Below are 24,041 nucleotides of genomic sequence, written 5' to 3' on the forward strand. Positions count from 1 at the left end.
CGCCGGTCAGGCTGACCGGATCAGCTGACGTATTTCTGCAGGTTCGCCATCATTTCGCGCAGCGCCTCGACGTTGTCCTTCGGATGCGCGGCATTCTCGAAGTCGCAGATCTGCGCGAAGTTGGCCGCCACGTCCTCGACGCTGAAGCCCTTGCGCGGGTCGAAGCCCACGCCCAGGCTGCGCTCCCAACGCACCTTGCCGATCCAGCCGCCACCCACTTCGAACAGGCCGGAGGTTTCCTGGCAGGCCTCGCTGCCCAGGTACACCACCAGCGGGCTGACCAGCTCGGGCTTGAGCTGCTCGAATACCTGCGGCGGGATCAGGCCTTCGGTCATGCGGGTGCCGCCTGTGGGGGCGATGGCGTTGACGAAGATGTTGTTCTTGCGGCCTTCGATGGCCAGGTTGCGAGTCAGGCCGTAGAGACCGAGCTTGGCCATGCCGTAGTTGCTCTGGCCGAAGTTGCCGTAGATGCCGGAGGTCGACGAGGTGAAGATCACGCGGCCATAGCCCTGCTCGCGCATGAACGGCCAGGCGGCACGGGTCACCTTGTAGGCGCCCTCGACATGGACCTTGTAGACCAGGTCCCAGTCGGCGTCTTCCATCTTGTGGAAGGTCTTGTCGCGCAGGATGCCCGCGTTGTTCACCACCACGTCGATACGGCCGAATTCCTCGACGGCCTGGCGAACGATCTTCTCGCCGTCGGTCACCGAGTCGTGGTTGGCGATGGCGATGCCACCGGCTTCGCGGATTTCGGCGACCACGCGGTCGGCGGCCGAGGCATTGGCGCCTTCGCCATGGGTGCTGCCGCCCAGGTCGTTCACCACCACCTTGGCGCCGTACTTGGCGAACAGCAGGGCGTGGGCACGGCCGATGCCGCCACCGGCTCCGGTAACGATCACGACTTTTCCGTCGAAGTGCAGGGCATCACTCATGATTGGGGCTCCAGACAGGATGGTTTTTCATCAAGTGTCCGGCAGTCACGATCCGGTCACAACCAAGACGACCGCGGCTGAATGGTGCCCGATAAGGCCAGGGGATGATCCGTCAGCGCATGGGCATGTTCAGGTTGCCACGCGGGCCGAGCTTGAACAGCCACCAGTCGTACTCGCTCCAGAACAGCACCAGCCCCACCGCCGCAAGCATCGCCAACGCAGCGCCAGCGGCAGGCGCCCAGTGCTGCAGGAGCCAGGCGTAGTAACAACCGGCCGCGCTGGCCGCCAGCAGCAACAACAGCAGCGGAATGGCGATCCAGACGAAGTCCTGGCGCATGTGCAACAACACCCGGTAGCGCAGCGAGCCTTGCGGCTGGCGGACGGGAATGACGGATCTGAGTGGCATGTCAGCGGCCTCCGGCGGAACAAAGCCGGGGAAGCTACCGCTGCCACTCAGAGTGTGCCTATCAGCCAGTTCCTAATCTACGGGCGGATCAGTCCGTACCTGCTCGGCACGATCCTGTCGGAAGGCCAGATAGTGCTGCAGTACCTGCTCCGGCGCCTCGACCTGCGGGTAATGGCCGATCCCGGGCAACTCCACCGTATCGGGATGCGGTATCAGTTCGCGATAGCGCACCACCATGTGCGCGCCGGAGATCGGGTCCTCCGGTCCGTCGATCAGCCGCAGCGGCACGTGGGTGCGCTGCATCGCCCCGACCCAACGCTCACGATGTTCGCGACGGTCGAGGATGTAGTGGATGAGCCGGTGCATGACCTTCGGCCCGTCGTTGTGGCGGATCAGTTCCCAGAAGGTATCCAGCTCCGCTTCGGACGGTTGCGTACCTGGGCCGAACACCTTGGCGAAGTTCTGCGCCAGTCGCCGGCGATCGAAGAGTTTGCCGAAGAAGCCACCCAGCGGGCTGAGCAGGAGTTTCTGCGACAGCACGGCGCGATGGGTCTCCGGGAACAGCCCGCCATTGAGGAAGGCCAGCGAAGCCAGCTTGAAAGCCCCCTCTTCGTGACGCGCCAGCAGCTCCTGGCCGACGCTGTTGCCGTAGTCGTGCACCAGCAGGTGCACCGGTTCCTGCACACCCAGGTGTTCCAGCAGCGACTGCTGCAGGTCGGCCTGTTCGAGGATGCGGTAGTCGTGCCCCGTGGGTTTGGCGGAGTCGCCGAAGCCGAGCATGTCGCAGGCGATAACCCGGTAGCGCTCGGCCAGTGGCTGCCAGAGGAAGTGCCAGTCCCAGGATGCCGTGGGAAATCCGTGGATCAACAGCAGCGGAGCACCGCTGCCGGCGCTCCAGTACCTAATCGGGTGGCCACGGAAGGTGAAGTCGCAGCCCTGCGCGCGCCAGTCGCGCAGGGTGATGCCGGCCAGCGCCATCAGTCGCGGTAGCCGGGGTTCTGCAGGTCCAGCTTGCGCAGCAGTGCCGGCCAGGCCAGCGCGCCGCCCATGCCCTGCTTGCTCTTGGTGACGGCTGCTGCCATGGCGCGGGCGCCATCGAGGATCTGCTGCGGGATCATGATCAGCTCGGCGCCGCCGCCCTGGGCCAGCACCTGGATCTCGCAGGCGCGCTGCAGGGTGAACATCATCAAGAAGGTGTCGGCGATGGTCGCGGAGCAGGTCAGCAGGCCATGGTTGGGCAGGATCATGAAGTTGGCTTCGCCCAGGTCGGCCTGCAGCCGCGCCTTCTCGTCATGGTTCAGCGCAACACCTTCGTAGCCGTGGTAGGCCAGGCTGGAAAGGACGAACAGCGACTGCTGGGAAATCGGCAGCAGGCCCTGCTTCTGCGCCGAGACGGCGATGCCGGCGGCTGTGTGGGTGTGCAGGACACAGGCGACGTCGTGACGTACATCATGGATGGCGCTGTGGATGGTGTAGCCGGCGGGGTTGATGTCGTAGGGGCTGTCCATCAGCTTCTTGCCCGAGGCATCCACTTTCACCAGGCTCGACGCGGTGATCTCGTGGAACATCATGCCGTAGGGGTTGATCAGGAAATCCTCGGTGCCGGGGACCTTGGCCGAGATATGGGTGAAGATCAGGTCGTCCCAGCCCTGCAGGGCGATCAGGCGGTAGCAGGCGGCGAGGTCCACGCGGGTCTGCCATTCGGCGGCGGAGACCTGGTCCTTGACGTTCACGGTGGGCAGCGGATGAGCGGCGTGCATGGTCGGTAGCCTCTTCGTTGTTGTTGTTCGATGGCGCAGTCTAGTCAGCAGCGCGGCGAAGCGACTGTCACGGAACTGACAGTTGGCTCTGTCACTGTCTGGCGAATGTTCCCCCATAAGCGCGGACCGATGAGCCGCCTTGCGCGGCGAGTCTCACCACCTATAGTGGGCGAAGTTGCACTGAGCGGCGCCAGCGGGACCCGGCGCGCCGGCAACTCCTTCCAAAGGCGCTATCCAGACAGCGCGGCAGCCAGATCGCAGGTCCGGGCTGGCGGAAGCGTGCCCGTTTGCCGCCCTGCCCCCGACGCCTGATCCGGCGCTTTCGGTCCACCTGGAAACATTTCGCAATATCTTTGGCACCATTCCGCAGTAGTACCTGGGAGTCGGGAGGAGACTCCAGTTCGGCCAACGAGGCAGCCGACGTGAAACGAACCGCCATCATGCAGCCCTACTTCTTTCCTTACCTGGGCTACTTCAGCCTGATCAAGCACACCGACCTGTTCGTCCTGTTCGATACCGTGCAGTACATCCATCACGGCTGGATCGAGCGCAACCGCATCCTCAAGCAGCAGGACGGCTGGCTGTACATCCGCGTGCCACGGATCAAGCACCACCGCGAGACGCTGATCAAGGACGTGCGCCTGGACAACCGCCAGGACTGGCGGCGCAGCCTGTTCTCGCAGCTCGACGTGTACCGCAAGGTGGCCCCTTACTACCGCGACGTACGGGAGATGATCGCCGCCTCCCTGGACCATCCGTTCGAGGACATCGTCTCGCTGAACAAGACCACCCTGGAGGCAACCTGCGCCTACCTGGGCTTCCCCCGGCAGATGCCGGTGCTTTCGCGCATGGACCTGCCGATGGAGCGCCCGAAAGCGCCGGACGAATGGGCGCTGAACATCTGCAAGGCACTGGGCAGCGTGGAGGAATACTGGAACCCGCCGGGCGGCCAGAGCTTCTTCGACCGCCGCAAGTACGACGCTGCCGGGCTGACGCTGCGCTTCCAGGAGCCCAAGCTGGTGCCCTACGAGCAGAAGCGGCCGACCTTCGAGGCCGGCCTGTCGATCATCGACGTGATGATGTTCAACTCCCCCGCCGACACCTCGCGCATGCTCGATGCCTACGAGCTCAGCTGAGCCTTACAGGCACCAGGCCAGGACCGGGGCCATCAGCAGGTTGAACAGCCCGGTCAGCACCATCAGCAGCCCCGCAGCCGAACCTTCCTCACCGCCGAACTCATAAGCCCGACTGGTACCCGCGCCGTGGGCGCCAACGCCCAGCAGCGCGCCACGGGCCAGGGCGGAGCGCAGGTGCAGCATTTTCATCAGCACGCCGCCGATCAATGCGCCAAATACCCCGGTGATCATTACGAAGGCCGCCGTGAGCGCCGGCACGCCGCCCAGGTCGTGGGACATCTCCATGGCAAAGGGCGTGGTGATCGAGCGCGGAATCAGCGACAGGGTCACCTGGCCATCCAGCGCCAGCGCATGGGCCAGGGCCCAGGAACTGCCGATGGCCATGGTCGAGCCGGCCAGCATGCCGGTCAGCAGCGCCGGCCAGTGGCGCGCAAGCAAGGCGCGCTGCTGCCAGATCGGAATGGCGAAGGCCACGGTAGCCGGGCCGAGCAGCGCCACCAGCCAGCTGGTGTCGCGGGCGTAGTCGGCGTAACGGGCCTGCATCGGGATCGCCAGGGCGAACAGCAGCACCGGCACGAAGACGATGGGCGACAGCCAGTACTGCTGGAAACGGCGGTAAAGGGTACGGCTGAGCAGATAGCCGCCCAGGGTCACGGCCAACCAGAACAGCGCTTGCTTATCGAGGCTCATGGCGCGAACTCCTGTTGCACATCCATTCCACCGCCAAGGCGGTGGAGAGCATCACCATCACGGTACTGGCGGTGATCACCAGCAGAATCTTCCAGCCTTCGCTGCGCAGCAGCGGGCCGTAGTCCAGCAGGCTCATCAGTGCGGGGATGAAGAACAGCAGCATCTCCGCCAGCAACAGGCCAGCGCCGCCTTGCAACAGCGCCGGGCGGATCGCCCCGCAGGCGAACAGCACCAGCAGCAGTGCCAGGCCGATCACCCCGCCGGGCAGCGGCAGCCCGGTGAGCGTGGCAACCCAGCCGCCGATCCACCAAAAGGCGACCAGGACGGCGAGTTCAAAAATCAGGCGGGCGGCGCGGCGAAACATGGCGGCGATCTCGATGCGTTGAGTGGGTGAATAAATCGGTTGGGAATGGCGCAAAGCCTACTCCCGCGCCTATCATCCCCAAAGCGAATAGATCGAATCGGAGCCATTCCAGAATGGAATTCAAGCAACTGCGCACCTTCGCCGAAGTGGTGCGCCACGGCAGTTTCACCCAGGCGGCGGTACACCTGAACGCCAGCCAGTCCGCGGTGAGCAAGCAGGTTGCGCAGCTGGAGCAGAGCCTGCGCGTACAGCTGCTGGAGCGCAGCGGCCCGCACATCCGCCTGACGGCCGCCGGCGAAGTGGTACTGCGCCGCGCCGAAGACATGTTGCGTCTGCGCCGCGAGTTGCATACCGAACTGGACGACCTCACCCATCTGCACCGCGGCGAACTGCGCCTTGGCTTACCGCTACTGGGCGCCGACGCGCTGTTTGCCGGGCGCTTCGCCGAGTACCGGCGGCGCTACCCGAACATCGACGTGCACCTGATCGAGGGCGGCAGCAAGACCATGGAGGAAATGGTCCGCAGCGGCGAACTGGAACTGGGCGGCGGCCTCACACCGGACGAGCCTGGCTTCGACTGGCAGCCGTTCTGCAACGAGCCGCTGGACGTCCTGTTGCCGGCCGATCATCCGCTGGCATCGCGGGGAAGCCTGGAACTGGTGGAGCTGTCCGATACGCCTTTCCTGCTCTACCAGCAGAGCTTCACCCTCAATGACCGCCTGCTGCGCGCCTGCCGCGAAGCCGGCTTCGAACCCAAGGAGGGCGGGCGCAGCGGACAGGCTGACTTCCTCGGCGCATTGGTCGCTGCCGGCCAGGGCGCGGTGCTGCTGCCCCGCGTGGTAGCGAAGGACCTGGAGCGGCCGGGCCTGGTGCGCGTGCTGCTGAGCCAGCCGGACCTGCGCTGGGACATCAGTTTCATCTGGCGGCGCGACGCCTACCTGTCGAATGCGGCGAAGGCCTGGTTGGCGTTGATGGTCGAGATGCCGTTGCATCCGGAGTGAAACCGGTTCGCGAGCAAGCTCGCTCCTACGAAGAGCGCGCGGCACATACCTGTCGGAGCGAGCTTGCTCGCGAAGCGCTTCAGAGCAGCTGCGGAAACTCGCCGGCCAGCTTCGGCCATTCCCGCTGCGCCTGCTCATCATCGGCCAGCAGCTGGAACCCGGCGAACTCGAATGCCGGCGACACGGTACACCCCACCAGCACGTAGTCTCCCAGGCAGCGCGCCGCCTGCCAGGCATGGGCGGGCACGGCGCGTTGCGGCAGGCTGCCCTCGCCCACCGGGCCGAGGGTTTCGATGCGCACGGCAGACTCCGGAGCATCGGCGATCAGCAACTCCAGCGGCGAACCCTCGTGGAAGTGCCAGAGCTCGTCGGCATCCACGCGGTGCCAGCGGCTGACGGTTCCCGCCGGCAGGAGGAACAGGATGGCCGACGATTGCGGCCGGCCATCGGCGCCCTTCAGCCGCGACTCGAACACACGCCGGTAGAAGCCACCCTCGGGGTGCGGGGCGAGCTGCAACGTGTCGATCAGCTGGCGGGCGCGGGGATGCATCAGGCCTTCAGCGCGGCGATGAATTCGCCCAGCCATGGCTCGGAGTCGGTCTCCTGATCCACCGTCTCGCTGCCGTCCAGGCGCAGCATCGGCACCACTTCCCGTACGCCCAGCTCGACGAACAGTTCACGCACCTGCTCGCCACCCCCGCAGTAGGTGTCGCCATAGCTGGAATCGCCCAGCGCCAGCACGCCGCCGGGGCAACCGCGCCATTGCGCGGGCAGGCGATCACGGATGGCATGGAACAGCGGCTGGAAGCTGTCCGGCAGATCGCCCATGCCAGTGGTGGAAGTCACCACCAGGAAGGCCTCGGGAGAAAAATCGATCACCGCATCCAGGGTGGCGCGCGGGTCGAACCAGGCCTCGAAGCCGGCGGCCTCGAGCAGGCGCTTGGCGTGACGGGCGACTTCTTCGGCGGTGCCGTAGACCGATCCGGACAGGATGGCGACTTTCATGTTCACTCCCACAAGGCAATACAAGGCCGCCCATTATGCCCCATCCGTGCCGCACCGCGCCGGGGCTGGTATAGTTTTGCCCTACCCGGCCGCTCGGACATTGTCCATCGCGGCGCTTCCCCTGTGGATTTTCGCGAGGCGTGCATGGGCCAGACCCCAGCCCCCATCCTGATCACCGGCGCCAGCCAGCGCATCGGCCTGCATTGCGCGAAACGCCTGCTGCAAGACGGCCAGCCGGTCATCGCGACCTATCGCCAGGAAAAACCCGGCATCGCCGAACTGCGCGAACTGGGCGCCACCTGCCTTCACGCCGAACTGGCCGACGAGGCCGGCATCCTGGCCTTCATCGACGAGCTGAAATCCCGCACCGACCGGCTGCGCGCGATCATCCACAACGCCTCGGCGTGGATCACCGAGCAGCCCGGCGAAGAGGCGCAGGCCTTCGAGTCGCTGTTCCGCGTGCACATGCTCGCGCCCTACCTGATCAACCTGCGCTGCGCCGAACTGCTCGAACGCGACGCCGCCGGGCGCGGCGCCCCGGCCGACATCATTCACCTCAGCGACGACGTCGCCCGCAAGGGCAGCGCCAACCGCATCGCCTACTGCGCCAGCAAGGCCGGCCTGGACAACCTCACCCTGTCCTTCGCCGCCAGCCTCGCACCGCGCATCAAGGTCAACGGCATCGCGCCGGCACTGATCATGTTCAATCCCGGCGACGACGCCGAGTACCGCGCCCGCACCCTGGCGAAATCCGCCATGGGCATCGAGCCCGGCCCGGATGTGATCTACCAGAGCGTGCGCTACCTGCTCGACAGCCCCTACGTGACCGGCACCACCCTGACCGTCAACGGCGGCCGGCACCTCAAATGACCCGCCCGGTGCGGGCACGAGGAACTCCCACCATGATCGAAGACCTGTCTCACCACTACCGTGAGATTCTCCTCGGGCTCGGCGAAGACCCGACCCGCGAGGGCCTGCTGGACACCCCCAAGCGCGCGGCCAAGGCGATGCAGTACCTCTGCCACGGCTACGCGCAGACGCTGGACGAGATCGTCAACGGCGCGCTGTTCGCCTCGGACAATGACGAAATGGTCATCGTCAAGGACATCGAACTCTACTCGCTGTGCGAACATCACCTGCTGCCCTTCATCGGCAAGGCCCATGTGGCGTACATTCCCACCGGCAAGGTGCTGGGCCTGTCGAAAGTGGCGCGCATCGTCGACATGTTCGCGCGTCGCCTGCAGATCCAGGAAAGCCTGACCCGGCAGATCGCCGAGGCCGTCCAGCAGGTCACCAGCGCCGCTGGCGTGGCCGTGGTGATCGAGGCGCAGCACATGTGCATGATGATGCGCGGGGTGGAGAAGCAGAACTCGGTGATGAACACCTCGGTGATGCTCGGCGCCTTCCGCGAATCGACCAATACCCGCCAGGAATTCCTGCAACTGATCGGACGGAGCAAGTGAAATGACGCAATTGCAGCCGGGCATGGCGCGGATCCGGGTCAAGGACCTGCGCGTACGCACCTACATCGGCATCAAGGAAGAGGAAATCCTCAACAAGCAGGATGTGCTGATCAACCTCACCATCCTCTATCCAGCCGGCGACGCGGTGCAAGTCAACGACATCGACCACGCGCTGAACTACCGCACCATCACCAAGGCGATCATCGCCCACGTCGAGGAAAACCGCTTCGCCCTGCTGGAGCGCCTGACCCAGGAGCTGCTCGACCTGGTCATGGCCAACCCGGCAGTACGCTATGCCGAGGTGGAAGTGGACAAGCCCCACGCCCTGCGCTTCGCCGAATCGGTGTCCATCGCCCTCGCCGCGCAACGCTGAAGGCCGCCCAAGCACCTGCACGCCCGTGCCAGTCGGCCAACGGGCGTTGCTGGCAGATCGCCCGCCTCTTAGAATCTCGCCAGCCCCGCCATGCGCCTCTGAAGCGCCTTTGTTGAGAGACCTGCCATGACCGAGCCGATGAACCTGACCGACGAGCAACGCACGGCGCTCGAAGCCGCCGCGTTCCGCACCCTGGTGCAGCACCTGCGTACCCGCAAGGACGTGCAGAACATCGATCTGATGAATCTTGCCGGGTTCTGTCGCAACTGCCTGTCCAAGTGGTACAAGGCAGCGGCCGACGACATGGGCCTGGAAGTCAGCCCGGACCAGGCCCGCGAAGAGATCTACGGCATGCCTTACGCCGAATGGAAGGCCAAGTACCAGACGGAAGCGACCCCTGCCCAGCAGACGGCCTTCGATAACGCGAAGAAACACTAAGAGTTTGCCTTGATGACCCTCACCGATTTTCGCGTGCGCCTGCGCAGCGAGCAGCACCTGTTCACCGACACCCTGGCGTACATCGCCGAGCACTACAGCTACAGCCCCAGCGCCTTCACCAACGGCAGCGTGGAAAACCCCGCCGGGCAGAACGAGGGCTCCTGCAAGACCCTGGGCTTCGCCATTCTCGAAGGCCTGAGCCAGGAAGAGAGCCTGCTGGCGTTCGGCGAGCACTACCGCGCCGTGCGCGAGCACCCCGAAGGCACCGATCACGCCAACATCCGCGCCCTGCAGGTGACTGGCCTGGCCGGCGTCAACTTCGAGCGCCAGCCGCTGTCGCGCCGCGGCTGAGGCGACTGGCTCGATGAAAAAGCCCCGCCGATGCGGGGCTTTTTCTTGGCCGGGAAGAACGCAGCGGCTCAACGCCGCGGGTGCTTAGCCAAACGACTCATGTGATTGAAAAACAACATAGATTGACGCGAAAACAGGCGATTGGAACACTCCCCGGCGACTTCACTTGACTACCGGGAGCTCCGCCAATGACAAGAACAATGCGCGCCCTGGCCGGTTGCCTGCTGCTGGCATCCGCCTGTCTCACCCCGCTTGCCGCCCAGGCCGGCGACCTCGATGGCATCAAGCAGAAAGGCGAACTCAGCTTCGCCCTCACCGGCAAATACCCGCCCTTCAGCTTCATCGACATCGACGGCAAGCTGCAGGGCTTCGACGTCGACATCGGCGATGGCATCGCCCGGCGCCTGGGCGTGACGGCCAAACCGGTGACCACCGCCTGGGACGGCATTGTCGGCGGCCTGCTCGCCGGCAAGTACGACGCCATCATCGGCAGCCTGGCGATTACCGACGAACGCCTGAAGGCCGTCGACTTCTCCGAGCCCTACTACCTCTCCGGCGCGCAGTTGTTCGTGCGCAAGGACAGCCCGCTGCAGAGCATCGACGAGATGGACGGCAAGGTCATCGGCATTACCCTGGGCGAGACCTACGAAAGCTGGCTGCGCGAGCACAAGCCCAACGTCACGCTGAAAACCTACAAGGGCCTGCCGGACATCCTCCTGGACCTGCAGAACAAGCGCATCGACGGCTTCGTCACCGACAAGATCGCCGGCCTGCTGACCATCCGCGATCGCAACCTCAACGCCCGGCCGGCCGGCGAGCTGCTCTACCCTGAAAAGATGGGCATCGCCGTACGCAAGGACAACCCGGAGCTGAAGGCGGCGATCAACGCGGCACTCGCCGATCTCGACAAGGACGGCAGCTACAAGGGCATCAGCGAGAAATGGCTGGGCACCGACATCCGTTGAAGGACATCGCGCAATGTTGACTTACTTCCACCCCGACCAGTACCTGCACCACCCCCGCACCTACCTGTCCCGTGGGCAGATGCGCGTACCGCAGGAAATCCCCGAGCGCCCGCGGCGCCTGCTGCAGGCCGTGGAACGGCTCGGCTTCGAGCTGCGCCAGCCGGATGACCACGGCATGCAACCGCTGAGCGCCGTGCACAGCCCGGAGTACCTGCGCTTCCTCGAAGAAGCCCACAGCGAGTGGAAGGCTACCGGCCAGGACTGGGGCGACGAAGTGATCTCCAACGTCTTCGTCCGCGAGCCCAACCCGCTGCGCGGGATTCTCGCCAAAGCCGCGCGCTACCTGGCCGATGGCAGTTGCCCGGTCGGCGAGCAGACCTGGCGCGGCGCCTACTGGTCGGCGCAAAGCGCAGTGGCTGGCGCACGCGCCCTGCTCGACGGCCAGCCCGAGGCCTATGCAGTGTGTCGTCCACCGGGACACCATGCACGCCGCGATGCCGCTGGTGGCTTCTGCTACCTGAACAACGCCGCCATCGCCGCCCAGGAATTGCGCAAGGGCCATGCGCGCGTCGCCGTGCTGGATACCGACATGCACCACGGACAGGGCATCCAGGAAATCTTCTACGAGCGGGACGACGTGCTGTACGTGTCGATCCATGGCGACCCGACCAACTTCTACCCGGTGGTCGCCGGCTACGAGGACGAGCGCGGCACCGGAGCCGGCCACGGCTACAACGTCAACCTGAGCATGCCCCACGGCTCGCCCGAGTCGGTGTTCTTCGAGCGGCTGCGCGAGGCCATCGCGGCCCTGCGCCGGTTCGAGCCCGAGGTACTGGTGCTGTCACTGGGCTTCGATATCTACGAGCTCGACCCGCAGTCCCAGGTCGCGGTGACCAGCGAGGGCTTCAATCGTCTCGGCCAGGCCATCGGCGAACTGGGCCTGCCCACGCTGATCGTGCAGGAAGGCGGCTACCACCTGGAGAGCCTGCAGGAGAACGCCGAGCAGTTTTTCAACGGCTTCCTCGCGCCCCGGCGCACTGCGTGAGGCCGCAGCGGGCGGCCCCGGCCGCCCGCTTCAGACCCTGTTTACGATCTCGCGAGCTAGAGCAGAACAAGGCGAAATCGGTTGAGGGAGCGGAGTTTACTTGCAGTAAATGAGCATCCCGAGACCGATTTCAACGCAATTATGTCGACGCGCAGCAGATCGTAGACAAGTTCTCACGCTGCCGGCAGGCGCAACGCCCCGGCACAGTCCTCGCGCTGCTGCATCGCCTCGACCACCTGCGCCAGCGCCAGGCGCACATCGCCGATCAGCCGGTTGCTCTTCAGCTCCTGCTTGTACACCAGGTAGAAGTTGAACCACTGCTCCAGCGCGAAGGGGCGGCTGACCAGCTTGGGTTTTTCGCACAGGTCCGCGGCGGTGATGGCGTTGACCAGGCTCAGCCCGCCGGTCATCTCGATCATTGCGCCCATGCTCGACAGGCTCGACTGCAACTCATGGCGCAGCAGGCGGCGCAGGCTATTGTCGCGGTAGATCAGGTGGTCCGACTGGATCGGCTTGATCAGCGTCTGCCCGTCGAGGTCGGTCAGTTCCAGCTCGACCTTTTCTGCCAGCGCACTCGCCGACGGCATCAGCACGCGCATGCGTGCCGCCACCATCGGCGCGAACAGCAGGTTGGGCTCGTGCACCTCATAGGACACCAGCGCCATGTCCAGCCTTCCAGCCTCCACATCGGCGATCAGCCGGCCGCTGGCCGCCACATCCAGTGACACCGCGATCCCCGGGTGTGCCTGCAGGTAACGCTGCACCAGGGCCGGCCCGAAGCGATGCCCCAGTCCCGGCGCGCAGCCCAGTTTCAGCGACGCCACGCCGCTGTCCTGGAGGACGAACAAGTCCTCCTCGATACGCGCCAGGTTGCCCATCAACAGGATCGCCTCGTTGAGCATGTAGCGCCCTGCGGCAGTGATCTGCAGGCGCTGGTTCTCACGGGCGAACAGGCGAATCTTCAGCGACTCCTCCAGCCGCGCCAGCGCGTGGCTGACGGCGGACTGGGTAAGCCCCAGCTGCACCGCCGCCTGGCGCGTCGAACCAGTGGTGGCGATGGCGTGGAAGATTTCCAGGTCGCGCAGGCTGAACTCGGTACGCATGGTCGGGAACACCCTGGCCGGTCAAATGATGAAAAAAGATCATAAATTGACGCTGTTTTTTGTCAATGCAAGACTCGCCACGTGTTCTCGAACAACCGAAACCCTTTCAGAACAGGGGTCTTGGACCGAACACCTGGGTATTAAAATAATTTGTAGGAATCACCATTCGTTCCCCGCGTTTGGCTCCCGACACCCATCCCGAGAATAAGAATGTTCGACTTCAACCTTGTGCTCCATTACCTGCCGATGCTGCTCAAGGCAGCCGGCGTTACCGTCGAGCTCACCCTGCTGGCTATCGTCTTCGGCCTGCTGATCGGCCTGCTCGCCGCCCTCGCCCGCCTGTCCCGGCACCGCGCCCTGCGCTGGACCGCCGCCGGCTACATCTGGCTGATCCGCTCGACGCCGCTGCTGGTCCAGTTGTTCATCATCTACTTCGGCCTGCCGCAGTTCGGCTTCGAACTGTCGCCCTTCACCTCGGGCGTGATCGGCCTGGCGCTGAACGTCGGCGCCTACAACGCCGAGACCATCCGCGCCGGTATCCAGGCGATTCCTCTCGGCCAGGTCGAAGCCTCGCGCTCGCTGGGCTTCGGCACCGCGCGGACCATGCGGCTGATCATCCTGCCGCAGGCGTTCAAGCTGATCGTGCCGCCGCTGGGCAACAACCTGATCATCCTGATCAAGGACACCTCGCTGGTGTCCACCATCACCCTGGCCGAGCTGTTCATGCGCACCCAGCAACTGGTCGGCGCAACGTTCAAGCCGTTCGAGCTGTATTTCGCCTGCGCGCTGATCTACGCGCTGCTGACCACCATCACCAGCCTGCTGCTGCAACTGTTCGAGCGGCGCCTGCTGCTCAAGGGAGGACGGGCATGAGCCGCGCCGACGTACAAATCCAGCTGAAAGATATCCACAAGCACTACGGCCCGCTGGAGGTGCTCAAGGGCATCGACCTGGACGTGCACAAGGGCGAGGTGATGGTGCTGATCGGCCCCAGCGGCTCGGGCAAGAGCACCCTGCTGCGCTGCGTGAACATGCTCGAACAGCCGACGCGCGGCGAAATCCTCTTTCAGGACCAGTTGATCAACGACCGCCAACGCAGCCATCGCGCGCAGGAAAAATACCTCAACGGCCTGCGCATGAAGGTCGGCATGGTGTTCCAGCACTTCAACCTGTTCCCGCACCTGACCGTGCTGGAGAACATCACCATCGCCCCGACCCAGTTGCAGGGCATCGACCCGCGCCAGGCGCGTGCCGAGGCCGAGGAGCTGCTGGAGAAGGTCGGCGTGCTGGACAAGCGCGACGTCTACCCCGGCAACCTCTCCGGCGGTCAGAAGCAACGCGTGGCGATTGCCCGCGCCCTGGCGCTGAAGCCCGACGCGATGCTGTTCGACGAGCCGACATCGGCGCTCGACCCGGAAATGGTCGGCGGCGTGCTCAACGTGATGGAGAGCCTGGCCCGCAGCGGCATGACCATGATGGTGGTCACCCACGAAATGCGCTTCGCCGAGAAGGTCGCCGATCGCGTGGTGTTCATGGCCGACGGCAACATCGTCGAGCAGGGCACCCCGCAGGAAGTATTCCGCGCGCCACAACAGCAACGCACCCGCGCGTTCCTCGCCGACATCGGCTGATACGCCCAATCCAGCGCGCACGCCAAGGCGGGCGCCGACAATCAGGGGATTCGCATGTCCGACTACCTGTTCTACCAATCCGCGGTGCGCCTGCCGACCGTCTCCCACGCCCAGGGTATCTACGCCTGGGACGAGCACGGCCAGCGCTACCTGGACGCCTGCTCCGGGGCCATCGTCGCGCAGCTCGGCCATGGCCATCCGGCAGTGCGCGAGGCGATGCTGGCGCAACTGGACAAGGTCGCCTTCGCCTACCGCACCCAGTTCGAGAACCAGCCGGCGCTGGACCTCGCCGAGCGCCTGGTCAACCTTACCGGCCAGCGCTTCGACCGGGTGTTCTTCTCCTCGGGCGGCTCCGAGTCGGTCGAGTCGGCCCTGAAGATCGCCCGCCAGTACTGGTATGCCAAGGGCGAAGCGCAGCGCCGGGTGTTCATCAGCCGCAAGCCGGCCTACCACGGCTCGACCATGGGCGCACTGGCGATGACCAGCTACACGCCGCTGACCCAACCCTTCGAGCCGATGTTCCAGCACTACCCGAAGATCGCTTCGCCGACCCAGTACCGCGTACCCGCCGGCCTGAGCGCCGAGGCCCACGCGATTGTCTGCGCCGACGAACTGGAAGCGGCCATCCTGGAAATCGGCGCGCAGAACGTCGCCGCCTTCATCGCCGAACCCATCGGCGGCGCCAGTACCGGCGCGGAAGTGCCGCACGACGCTTACTTCCCGCGTATCCAGGCGATCTGCAAGCGCCACGGCATCCTGCTGATCCTCGACGAAGTGATGACCGGCATCGGCCGCACCGGCCGCTGGTTCGGCTACGAACACTGGGACGTGCAGGCCGACATCCTCTGCCTGGCCAAGGGCCTGGGTGCCGGCTACTACCCGGTGTCGGCGGTACTGACCCGCGCCGAACTGACCGACCCGATCCTCTCCTCCGGCGGCTTCCAGCATGGTTACACCTACGCCGGCAATCCGCTGGCCAGCGCCACCGCACTGGCGGTGATCCAGGCCATCGAGGATGAGAACCTGGTGAGCAAGGTCGCCGAAAACGGCGCCTACCTGCTGGATCGCCTCAAGGCTCTTGGCGCGCGCTACGAATTCATCGGTGACGTGCGCGGCCGCGGCTACCTGCAGGCCATCGAATACGTCGCCGACCGCGACAGCAAGACACCCTTCCCGCTGGCCGCCAACGTCAGCGACAGCATCACCCGGCTGGCCCGCGAGCGCGGCCTGATCATCTACCCGCGCCGTTCGCTGATGGGTGAACAGGGCGACCACACGCTGATCTCGCCGCCGCTGATCACTACCCGCGAACAGTGCGACGAAATCGTCGAACTGCTCGGCGCCACCTTCGACGCCTTCCAGGCGCAGCAGGCCGGCCGATGAACAAACAGTGCACGCTGGAGCAGGCCGTCGCCGGCATCGCCGACGGCAGCAGCATCATGGTCGGCGGCTTCGGCTCGCCCGGCACGCCGTTTTCCCTGCTGGAAGAACTCACGCGGCAGGGCAAGCGTGACCTGACCATCATCAAGAATGACGCCAACCAGGACGGTTACGGCGTGTCGCGGCTGATCGAGGCCGGCGCCATTCGCAAGATGGTCACCACCCACCTCGGCCTGAGTGGCGCCGCGCGCAAGGCCTACACCGCCGGGCAACTGGAAGTGGAGTTCGTTTCCCAGGGCCTGTTCGCCGAGCGCATCCGCTGCGCCGGCGTCGGCCTGCCGGCTTTCCTCAGCGACATCGAGATTCCCGAGGAGCTCGGCGAGCAGCGCCAGACGGTGACGCTCGAAGGCCGCCAGCTGTACGTCGAAACCGCGCTGCGCGCCGACTACGCCTTCATTGCCGGGCACCGTGCCGACCACGCCGGCAACCTGCAATACCACGGCAGCGCGCGCAACTTCGGCCCGCTGATGGCGATGGCCGCCGACCGCGTGATCGCCGAGGTCTACGACCTCAGCGAGCAGGCATTGGCGGCCGACAGCATCCACACCCCCGGCATCTTCGTGCACCACCTGGTCGCCGTCACAAGGAGCTCCCATGAGTACCAGCCCATCCCTCGCTGACCCGCGGGAAATCATCGCCCGCCGGGCCGCGCGGGAAATCCGCGACGGCCAGCTGGTGAACCTCGGCATCGGCCTGCCGACCCTGATTCCCGGCTACGTGCCGGAGCACATCCAGGTGTGGATCCACTCGGAGAACGGCATCGTCGGCGTCGGCCCGCAGGCTGGCGCGCACAACCTCGACGCCGAGCTGATTGACGCCGGCGGCGGCTACGTCACCGTGGTGCCGGGCGGCGCCATCGTCGACAGCGCCACCTCCTTCGGCATCATCCGCCGCGGCCTGCTCGACATCACCTTTCTCGGCGCTCTGCAGGTTTCCCAGCACGGCGACCTGGCCAACTGGCTGGTGCCGGGCAAGATCGTCGCCGGCATCGGCGGCGGCGCGGAACTGGCGCAGAAGGCCCGCCAGGTGATCGTCACCATGCCGCACTGCGACAAGGACGGCCGCGCCAAGATCGTCGAACACTGCGAGCTGCCGCTCACCGCGCGCCGCTGCGTGACGCGGATCATCACCGAACACGCAGTATTCGACATCGACGACGAAGGCCTGCTGCTGCGGGAAATCCTCGGCGACCTGAGCCTGGCCCAACTGCAAGCGATCACCGCGCCCTTCCGCGACGCCCGCCACTGACCCGGACTACCACCATGACTTCGACTGCCTCCCCGGCGTACATCGCCGGTTACGCCCGCACGCCCATCGGCCGGGCCTACCGCGGCGCGTTCAACGACACCGATGCGCCGACCCTGGCCGCCTTCGCCTTGCGGGCCGTCCTGCAACGGCACGACCTCGACCCACACGCCATCGACGATGTGATCCTCGGCTGCGCCCTGCCCGAGGGCTCGCAGTACTACAACATTGGCCGCATGGCGGCGTTGGCGGCACGGCTGCCGGTGCGCACCCCCGGCATGACCGTGGACCGCCAGTGCGCCTCCGGCCTGATGTCGGTGGCCATCGCCAGCCAGCGCATCCACGCCGGCGATGCCGAACTGATCCTCGCCGGCGGCGTGGAGTCCATCAGCTTGGTGCAGACCTCGCACATGAATACCTACCGGCGCCAGGATCGTCAGTTGGCGGACTACTTGCCCGCCGCCTACATGCCCATGGTTGAGACCGCCGAAGTGGTCGCCACGCGCTACGGCGTCAGCCGCGAGGCACAGGACGCCTACGCGCTGGAGAGCCAGCGACGCGCCGCCATGGCGCAGGCCCAGGGTCTGTTCGAAGCGGAGATCGCAGCGGTCCGCACCGTTCAGCGCATCGAAGATCGCAACAGTGGCGAACAGTCCTTCGTCGAGATCGACATGGCCCGCGACGAATGCCCGCGCCCTACCACCAGCGCCGAAGGCCTGGCGGCGCTGTCGCCGGTGTTTGCCCGGGGCTCGGTCAGCGCCGGTAACGCCTGCCCGCTGTCCGATGGCTCTGCCGCCTGCCTGGTGGTCTCTGAAGCGCAGCTGCAGCGCCACGGCCTGCAACCGCTGGGGCGCCTGGTCAGTTGCGTGGTGGAAGGCTGCGCGCCCGATGAGATGGGCATCGGCCCGGTGCCGGCAATCCGCAAGCTGTTGCAGCGCTGCCGGCTGACGATCGACGACATCGACCTGTGGGAAATCAACGAAGCCTTCGCCTCGCAGGTTGTGTACTGCGCGCAGACCCTGGGCATCCCGGCCGAGCGACTGAACGTCAACGGCGGCGCCATCGCCCTCGGCCATCCCTACGGCATGAGCGGCACACGCCTGGTAGGTCACGCGCTGCTCGAAGGTCGTCGGCGCAACGCGCGCTACGTCGTGGTCAGCATGTGCATTGGCGGCGGGCAGGGTGCAGCAGCGCTGTTCGAATGCCTCTGAGCCCGACAAAGAAAAAGGCCCCGCCAAGCGGGGCCCCTTCCTGCACGCCGGCTCTTCGGGCCGTTACAGGGAATCCAGGTAGCGCTCGACGTCCAGCGCGGCCATGCAGCCGGCGCCGGCGGACGTGATCGCCTGGCGGTAGACATGGTCGGCCACGTCGCCAGCGGCGAACACGCCGGGGATGCTGGTCGCCGTGGCATTGCCTTCGCGGCCGCCGCTGACCACCAGGTAGCCGTCCTTCAGCTCAAGCTGGCCCTCGAACAACGAGGTGTTCGGCGTGTGGCCGATGGCGACGAACAGGCCGTCCACCTTCAGTTCCGAAGCCTCGCCATCGTTATGGCGCAGGCGCACGCCGGTGACGCCCATGGCATCGCCCAGCACCTCTTCCACCTGGGCATTCAGGCGCAGTTCGATCTTGCCCTCGGCGACGCGGGCACGCAGCTTGTCCTGCAGGATCTTCTCGGAACGGAAGCTGTCGCGGCGGTGCACCAGGGTCACCTTGCTGGCGATATTGGCCAGGTACAGCGCCTCTTCCACGGCAGTATTGCCGCCGCCCACCACCGCCACTTCGCGGTTGCGGTAGAAGAAGCCGTCGCAGGTGGCGCAGGCGGACACGCCCTTGCCCATGAACGCCTCTTCCGACGGCAGGCCGAGATAACGCGCACTGGCGCCGGTGGCGATGATCAGGGCATCCGCGGTGTAGGTGCCGCTGTCGCCCTTGAGCACGAACGGCTTGCCGGCCAGGTCGACGCCATGGATGTGGTCGAAGACGATCTCGGTCTCGAAGCGCTCAGCGTGTTCCTGCATGCGCTGCATCAGCGCCGGGCCGGTCAGGCCATGGGGGTCACCCGGCCAGTTGTCGACTTCGGTGGTGGTGGTCAGTTGGCCGCCGGCCTGCATGCCGGTGATCAGCAGCGGCTTGAGGTTGGCGCGGGCGGCGTAGACCGCAGCGCTGTAACCCGCAGGCCCCGAACCCAGAATGATGACGCGCGCGTGACGATCGGACATGACAGCCTCCAGTGCTCGGGTGAAGAGCGGGGTGCAAAAGAAAAGGGAGCTGCCAAAGCACCAGGGGGAAGGTTGGGAGGGCGGCAGCTCCACTGAAAGGTTTCTTGCGCGGACCGCACGGCCCGGAGACTGAGGACAATGCGGTGTGACCTGAGTCACGGATCGCATTGTCCCGCAGAACTCCGGAAAACCCTTGAGATAAGTCAGGGATTTCCGCGGTCGTCCTGCGCTCCTTGAGATAAGTCAGGGAGTGTCGGATCGACCCTCGAACTCGTTCGATACCAGATGGCGCGCAGCTTACCGCCGCCGCCGCGTCCTGCTGAAATGCCCAATCTCAATGCCCCCCATAGGCTGCCCCTATGTAGCGGGCAGCCACTGCACCTGTGTCTAGACTCAAGCAAACCAGAGGTCACCCGGACCACCATGAACCTTCGCGCCCGCCTGCTTTGGCTGTGCCTGCCCCTGTTCGTCGCGAGCCTCACAGGGGTCTGGCTGCTGTCGGACATGATCCTGCTCGACCGCTTCGACCGCGGGGACCGCCAGCACCTGGCCGACGAGGTACGCATCGTCCACAACCGCGTCGCTTACGAAAAACAGCGCAACCTCGACATCGTCCACAGCTACGCCTGGTGGGATGCCAGCTACCAGTTCATGCGCCTGCCGCAGGCGCGCTTCATCGAGGACAACCTGGACCAGGACCTGCTGGGCATCCTCGGCTTCGACTATGTGCTGTTCGTCGACCGCGACGGGCACATCCTCGCCCAGCAATGGAAACTCGACGAACTGGCCCAGCGTTTCCCCGGCCAGCAGGTGCCCGAAGCCGCCCGGCTGCGCGACGGCATCCTGCGCACCGCACTGGAGCTGGGCGCCCTGGATATCGATGGCGACCCGCGCCACAGCCTCGACCAGCTGCTGCAGATCGAAGGCGTGCCGCAGCTGCTGCTCAGCTATCCCATCAGCAATACCGCGGGCACCGCCGAGCCGGCCGGCGTGGTCATCGCCGGCGTGCTGCTCGACAGCGCGCGCATGTACAACCTGCAGACCCAAATGGGCGCGAGCCTGCGCCTGGCCCGGGACCCGGTACAGGGCAAGGACTGGCGTACCCTGAACATCCCCACCGGGCGCGGCGCCACCCTGCTCAGCTCGCGGCATCTGCTGGACGAGAACAGCCAGCAGATGTCGCTGCTCTATCTCGACTCCCGCGGCCGACCGCAACTGCGCCTGGAACTGACCAGTCCCCGGCCGCTGTACCAGCAAGGCCAGCAGTCGGTCAGCCTGTTCCTCTACCTGACCCTGGCCCTGCTCGGCGGCGCCATCCTGCTCGCCTACGTGGCCCTGGAGCTGCGCATCATTCGCCGGGTCAGCAGCATGAACCGCGAGGTAGCAGTCATCGGGCAGGACCGCACCGCCTTGCGCCTGAGCCCACAGGGGACGGACGAACTGGGCCAGCTGGCCAACGAGATGAACCGTACCCTCGATCGCCTGGCGCAGAGCGAAGCGCGCGATCGGGCCATCCTCGATGCCATTCGCGATGGCTACTTCGAGATGGACACCCGGGGCATCATCCGCACCGTCAACCCCGCACTGTGCCGAATGCTCGACTACGCCGCCGACCAGCTCAGCGGCCAGCACTTCGGCATCCTCCTGCAGGAGGAGGACTATCACCGCGCCCAGAGCCTGTACGACAAAGTCCGCGACGACGAGCAGGAAACCACCTTCTCCGCCCCGTTCAAGCGCCGCGATGGTCGGCTGGTGAGCTGCGAAACACGGCTCTCGGCGATCCGTGACGGCCAGGGTGAATTCCAGGGCTTCCGCGGCATCCTGCGCGACATCAGCGACCAGGTGGCCTACCAGAAACAACTGATCGACCTCGCGTACCGAGACACGCTGACCGCACTGGGCAACCGCAAGGCCTTCAACGAGCAATTGCAGCGCGCCATCGTGCACAGCAATCGGGTGGCCCTGCTGTACATCGACCTGGACCGCTTCAAGCAGGTCAATGACCGCTTCGGCCATGCCATCGGCGATGCGCTGCTCAGCACCGTCGGCGAGCGCATGCGCGGCAGCCTGCGCCAGCCGGACCAGGCCTTCCGCCTGGGCGGCGACGAATTCGCCGTGCTACTGGAAAATGCCCAGCCGGATCAGGCCGAAGCCCTGGGCATGCGCCTGCTGGGCGTACTCGGCGCCGAGTACCGCCTGGGCGGCCAGGTCATCGACTTCGTCACCCCCAGCATCGGCATCGCCTTCTACCCGCAGGACGCCGCCGATGCCGACGCCCTGACCCGCGCCGCCGACATCGCCATGTACCAGGCCAAGCAGGAACGCAACCGCTGTTATCGCTACACGCTCGCCTGAGCGCGCGGCTGCGATGCACATACCCGGCAAAACAGACGGCTCGCCGGGCCTTCGCCGGGTCTGCTAAGGTCGCCTACGGTTCAACCCTGGAGAGTCCGATGTCCACCCTGAGCGGCCCGCAATACCTCAGCGAAGGCCTGAAACTGATGATGCGCCCCGGCCTGCGGCTGTTCGTCCTGCTGCCCCTGAGCATCAACATCCTGCTGTTCGTCGGCCTGATCGGCTTCGCCATCAACCAGTTCAGCCACTGGGTCGACTGGCTGATGCCGACCCTGCCGGACTGGCTGAGCTTCCTGCAGTTCATCCTCTGGCCGCTGTTCGTCGCGCTGGTCCTGCTGATCGTGTTCTTCACCTTCACCATGATCGCCAACATCATCGCTGCGCCCTTCAACGGCTTCCTGGCGGAGAAGGTTGAAGTCGTGGTGCGCGGCACCGACGACTTTCCCGAATTCAGCTGGGGCGAGCTGATGGCCATGGTGCCGCGGACCATCGGCCGCGAGCTGCGCAAGCTCGGCTACTTCCTGCCGCGCGCCATCGCGCTGTTCATCCTCAGCCTGATCCCCGGCCTGAACCTGATCGCTGCACCGCTGTGGCTGATCTTCGGCGTGTGGATGATGGCGGTGCAGTACATCGACTACCCGGCGGACAACCACAAGCTGGGCTGGAACGAGATGCTCGCCTGGCTGCGCAGCAAGCGCTGGGCCTGCATGGGCTTCGGTGGCATCACCTACCTCGCGCTGCTGATCCCAGTGGTCAACCTGGTCGCCATGCCCGCCGCCGTGGCCGGCGCCGTGCTGTTCTGGGTGCGCGAGGGTGGTGAAAAGGCGCTGGTGCAGTAACCCGCCGCCGCGCCTGAGCGGCTGTCACCTATCGATCATCGCATTGTCATCGGCGCGCCACCGCGCGCCGGGACACTGCGAGCATGACCACGATTCCCCTGCGCATCGCGCTGATCAGCGAAACCTTTCCGCCGGAAATCAACGGCGTGGCCAACACCCTCGGCCGGCTGGCCTCAGGGCTGTTGCATCTCGGGCACCAGATCCAGGTCGTCCGCCCGCGCCAGCAGAGCGACGAAGGCCGACACAGCGATGGCCAGCTGGTGCTGACCCGTGGTTGGCCGCTGCCCGGCTACCCCGGCCTGCAATGGGGCCAGTCGTGCCTGCACAAGCTGATGCGCCACTGGAAACGCACCCGCCCGGATGTGCTCTACATCGCCACCGAAGGCCCCCTCGGCCTCGCCGCCCTGCGCGCCGCCCGGCGCCTGCGGATCCCGGTGATCAGCGGCTTCCACACCAATTTCCAGCAGTACAGCGCGCACTACGGCTTTGGCCCGCTGATGCGCCTGGTGACCCTGTACCTGCGCTGGTTCCACAATCGCACCCAGCAGACCCTGGTGCCCAGCGCCAGCCAGTCCATGGAGCTGCAACGGCGCGGCTTCGAGCGCCTGGCGCAGCTCTCGCGCGGCGTCGACAGCCAACTGTTCAACCCCGTCCGCCGCGACGAAGCGCTGCGTCGCGAATGGGGCCTGGGCGAACGGGATATCGCCGTGCTGCATGTCGGCCGGCTGGCAGCGGAGAAAAACCTGTCGCTGCTGGGCAGCAGCTTCCGCGCCCTGTGCGCGGAACACCCGCAGCTGAAACTGCGCCTGGTGATAGTCGGTGACGGCCCGCAGCGCGCGCACCTGCAGAAGGAACTGCCCGAAGCGCTGTTCTGCGGCCTGCAGCGTGGCGAGGAACTGGCCCGGCACTATGCCAGCGGCGACCTGTTCCTGTTCCCCAGCCTGTCGGAAACCTTTGGCAATGTGGTGCTGGAGGCGCTGGCCTCAGGGCTGGCGGTGGTCGCCTTCGACCAGGCGGCCGCCGGCCAGCACATCCGCCACGGGCACAACGGCGTGCTTGGCGTTCCGGGCGAGAGCCAGAGCTTCTTCGAAGCGGCGAGCTGGCTGCTGGAGGACCCGGAGCGTTTGCGCCGGGTGCGCCTCAACGCTCGTCACCACGCCATCCACCAGGCGTGGGACACGGTGGTCGAGCGCTTCGAGGGCTATCTGCAGGAAGCCTGCCGCGCGGGCCTGCCGGGGAAGAACCCCGGCGGCCTGGGCCACCCTGAAACCCACAAGTAG

At 65.9% G+C, this 24,041-nt stretch carries 28 protein-coding genes; 18 read left to right on the top strand and 10 right to left on the bottom strand.

Translation table 11 applies throughout. The annotated features are described in order from the left end of the window. Positions 1-20 precede the first annotated feature (20 nt). The 4 genes from A6723_RS23680 to A6723_RS23695 all read right to left on the bottom strand — a co-directional run bounded on the left by A6723_RS23680 (position 21) and on the right by A6723_RS23695 (position 3,098). On the bottom strand, positions 21-932 hold the full coding sequence (locus A6723_RS23680; protein WP_024762702.1) for an SDR family oxidoreductase: 912 nt from the start codon (positions 930-932) through the stop codon (positions 21-23). Between the two features lie 112 nt (positions 933-1,044). Next, the gene (locus tag A6723_RS23685) at positions 1,045-1,338 is read right to left on the bottom strand and encodes a hypothetical protein (protein ID WP_024762701.1); all 294 of its coding nucleotides are present in this window, start codon (positions 1,336-1,338) and stop codon (positions 1,045-1,047) included. 72 nt (positions 1,339-1,410) lie between these two features. After that, entirely contained in the window at positions 1,411-2,316 is a 906-nt protein-coding gene (locus tag A6723_RS23690; protein ID WP_054910124.1) for an alpha/beta fold hydrolase, read from the bottom strand. After that, positions 2,316-3,098 (bottom strand): class II aldolase/adducin family protein, encoded by a 783-nt coding sequence (locus A6723_RS23695; RefSeq protein ID WP_024762699.1) that lies wholly within the window; start codon positions 3,096-3,098, stop codon positions 2,316-2,318. Before A6723_RS23695 ends, A6723_RS23690 begins: the two co-directional genes overlap by 1 nt. 422 nt (positions 3,099-3,520) lie before the next feature. Between A6723_RS23695 and A6723_RS23700 the strand changes: the two genes are divergently transcribed. Further along, a complete protein-coding gene (locus tag A6723_RS23700; protein ID WP_233298999.1) occupies positions 3,521-4,234 on the top strand; it encodes a WbqC family protein in 714 nt (237 codons plus the stop codon). Between the two features lie 3 nt (positions 4,235-4,237). Here the strand turns inward: A6723_RS23700 and A6723_RS23705 are convergent, their stop codons facing one another. Both A6723_RS23705 and A6723_RS23710 read right to left on the bottom strand, forming a co-directional pair. Continuing rightward, positions 4,238-4,924, bottom strand: coding sequence for an LrgB family protein (locus tag A6723_RS23705; protein WP_064979867.1), 687 nt, complete (start codon positions 4,922-4,924; stop codon positions 4,238-4,240). Then, the gene (locus A6723_RS23710) at positions 4,911-5,288 is read right to left on the bottom strand and encodes a CidA/LrgA family protein (protein WP_024762696.1); all 378 of its coding nucleotides are present in this window, start codon (positions 5,286-5,288) and stop codon (positions 4,911-4,913) included. The genes A6723_RS23705 and A6723_RS23710 overlap by 14 nt, the downstream gene beginning before the upstream one ends. Positions 5,289-5,401: 113 nt before the next feature. On the opposite strand from A6723_RS23710, the gene A6723_RS23715 reads away from it, so the two are divergent. Then, positions 5,402-6,289, top strand: a complete 888-nt coding sequence (locus A6723_RS23715; protein WP_054908687.1) for a LysR family transcriptional regulator — start codon at positions 5,402-5,404, stop codon at positions 6,287-6,289. A gap of 79 nt (positions 6,290-6,368) precedes the next feature. Here A6723_RS23715 and A6723_RS23720 read toward each other — a convergent pair whose 3' ends face one another. Both A6723_RS23720 and A6723_RS23725 read right to left on the bottom strand, forming a co-directional pair. Beyond that, the gene (locus A6723_RS23720; protein WP_054908686.1) at positions 6,369-6,839 is read right to left on the bottom strand and encodes a cupin domain-containing protein; all 471 of its coding nucleotides are present in this window, start codon (positions 6,837-6,839) and stop codon (positions 6,369-6,371) included. After that, complete coding sequence (locus A6723_RS23725; protein WP_054908685.1) at positions 6,839-7,294, bottom strand: flavodoxin; 456 nt, start codon at positions 7,292-7,294, stop codon at positions 6,839-6,841. Before A6723_RS23725 ends, A6723_RS23720 begins: the two co-directional genes overlap by 1 nt. Positions 7,295-7,438: 144 nt before the next feature. Between A6723_RS23725 and folM the strand changes: the two genes are divergently transcribed. The 7 genes from folM to A6723_RS23760 all read left to right on the top strand — a co-directional run bounded on the left by folM (position 7,439) and on the right by A6723_RS23760 (position 11,929). Next, on the top strand, positions 7,439-8,164 hold the full coding sequence (gene folM / locus A6723_RS23730; protein WP_054908684.1) for a dihydromonapterin reductase: 726 nt from the start codon (positions 7,439-7,441) through the stop codon (positions 8,162-8,164). A gap of 32 nt (positions 8,165-8,196) precedes the next feature. Further along, the gene (gene folE, locus A6723_RS23735; RefSeq protein ID WP_054908683.1) at positions 8,197-8,757 is read left to right on the top strand and encodes a GTP cyclohydrolase I FolE; all 561 of its coding nucleotides are present in this window, start codon (positions 8,197-8,199) and stop codon (positions 8,755-8,757) included. A 1-nt stretch (position 8,758) separates the two neighbouring features. Beyond that, positions 8,759-9,130 (top strand): dihydroneopterin triphosphate 2'-epimerase, encoded by a 372-nt coding sequence (gene folX / locus A6723_RS23740; protein WP_017519088.1) that lies wholly within the window; start codon positions 8,759-8,761, stop codon positions 9,128-9,130. 126 nt (positions 9,131-9,256) lie between these two features. Further along, a complete protein-coding gene (locus A6723_RS23745) occupies positions 9,257-9,568 on the top strand; it encodes a DUF1244 domain-containing protein (RefSeq protein ID WP_054908682.1) in 312 nt (103 codons plus the stop codon). A gap of 12 nt (positions 9,569-9,580) precedes the next feature. After that, complete coding sequence (locus A6723_RS23750; RefSeq protein ID WP_024762690.1) at positions 9,581-9,919, top strand: HopJ type III effector protein; 339 nt, start codon at positions 9,581-9,583, stop codon at positions 9,917-9,919. A 188-nt stretch (positions 9,920-10,107) separates the two neighbouring features. Then, entirely contained in the window at positions 10,108-10,884 is a 777-nt protein-coding gene (locus A6723_RS23755; protein ID WP_064979868.1) for an ABC transporter substrate-binding protein, read from the top strand. A 13-nt stretch (positions 10,885-10,897) separates the two neighbouring features. Continuing rightward, a complete protein-coding gene (locus tag A6723_RS23760) occupies positions 10,898-11,929 on the top strand; it encodes a histone deacetylase family protein (RefSeq protein WP_054908680.1) in 1,032 nt (343 codons plus the stop codon). 173 nt (positions 11,930-12,102) lie between these two features. On the opposite strand, the gene A6723_RS23765 is transcribed toward A6723_RS23760, so the two are convergent. Next, a complete protein-coding gene (locus A6723_RS23765; RefSeq protein WP_054908679.1) occupies positions 12,103-13,032 on the bottom strand; it encodes a LysR family transcriptional regulator in 930 nt (309 codons plus the stop codon). Between the two features lie 210 nt (positions 13,033-13,242). Here A6723_RS23765 and A6723_RS23770 point away from each other — a divergent pair, with 210 nt between their 5' ends. The 6 genes from A6723_RS23770 to A6723_RS23795 are packed head-to-tail and all read left to right on the top strand — an operon-like array spanning position 13,243 to position 18,559. Continuing rightward, positions 13,243-13,905 (top strand): amino acid ABC transporter permease, encoded by a 663-nt coding sequence (locus A6723_RS23770; RefSeq protein WP_054908678.1) that lies wholly within the window; start codon positions 13,243-13,245, stop codon positions 13,903-13,905. Then, a complete protein-coding gene (locus tag A6723_RS23775) occupies positions 13,902-14,663 on the top strand; it encodes an amino acid ABC transporter ATP-binding protein (protein WP_054908677.1) in 762 nt (253 codons plus the stop codon). The genes A6723_RS23770 and A6723_RS23775 overlap by 4 nt, the downstream gene beginning before the upstream one ends. Positions 14,664-14,717: 54 nt before the next feature. Next, positions 14,718-16,046 (top strand): aspartate aminotransferase family protein, encoded by a 1,329-nt coding sequence (locus A6723_RS23780; protein ID WP_054908676.1) that lies wholly within the window; start codon positions 14,718-14,720, stop codon positions 16,044-16,046. Then, the gene (locus A6723_RS23785; protein WP_054908675.1) at positions 16,043-16,723 is read left to right on the top strand and encodes a CoA transferase subunit A; all 681 of its coding nucleotides are present in this window, start codon (positions 16,043-16,045) and stop codon (positions 16,721-16,723) included. The genes A6723_RS23780 and A6723_RS23785 overlap by 4 nt, the downstream gene beginning before the upstream one ends. After that, positions 16,698-17,351, top strand: coding sequence for a 3-oxoacid CoA-transferase subunit B (locus tag A6723_RS23790; RefSeq protein ID WP_054908674.1), 654 nt, complete (start codon positions 16,698-16,700; stop codon positions 17,349-17,351). Before A6723_RS23785 ends, A6723_RS23790 begins: the two co-directional genes overlap by 26 nt. A 14-nt stretch (positions 17,352-17,365) precedes the next feature. Continuing rightward, on the top strand, positions 17,366-18,559 hold the full coding sequence (locus A6723_RS23795; protein ID WP_054908673.1) for a thiolase family protein: 1,194 nt from the start codon (positions 17,366-17,368) through the stop codon (positions 18,557-18,559). 63 nt (positions 18,560-18,622) lie between these two features. Here the strand turns inward: A6723_RS23795 and trxB are convergent, their stop codons facing one another. Next, positions 18,623-19,567, bottom strand: coding sequence for a thioredoxin-disulfide reductase (gene trxB, locus A6723_RS23800; protein ID WP_054908672.1), 945 nt, complete (start codon positions 19,565-19,567; stop codon positions 18,623-18,625). 423 nt (positions 19,568-19,990) lie between these two features. On the opposite strand from trxB, the gene A6723_RS23805 reads away from it, so the two are divergent. The 3 genes from A6723_RS23805 (at position 19,991) to A6723_RS23815 (ending at position 24,041) form a co-directional block, all read left to right on the top strand. Beyond that, positions 19,991-21,922: a diguanylate cyclase domain-containing protein gene (locus tag A6723_RS23805; RefSeq protein ID WP_054908671.1), complete on the top strand. Its 1,932-nt coding sequence runs from the start codon at positions 19,991-19,993 to the stop codon at positions 21,920-21,922. 98 nt (positions 21,923-22,020) lie between these two features. Continuing rightward, on the top strand, positions 22,021-22,761 hold the full coding sequence (gene cysZ / locus A6723_RS23810; protein WP_054908670.1) for a sulfate transporter CysZ: 741 nt from the start codon (positions 22,021-22,023) through the stop codon (positions 22,759-22,761). An 83-nt stretch (positions 22,762-22,844) separates the two neighbouring features. After that, entirely contained in the window at positions 22,845-24,041 is a 1,197-nt protein-coding gene (locus A6723_RS23815; RefSeq protein ID WP_054908669.1) for a glycosyltransferase family 1 protein, read from the top strand.

The sequence above is a fragment of the Pseudomonas sp. AU11447 genome (assembly GCF_001672555.2).
Taxonomy (GTDB): Bacteria; Pseudomonadota; Gammaproteobacteria; order Pseudomonadales; family Pseudomonadaceae; genus Pseudomonas; species Pseudomonas nitroreducens.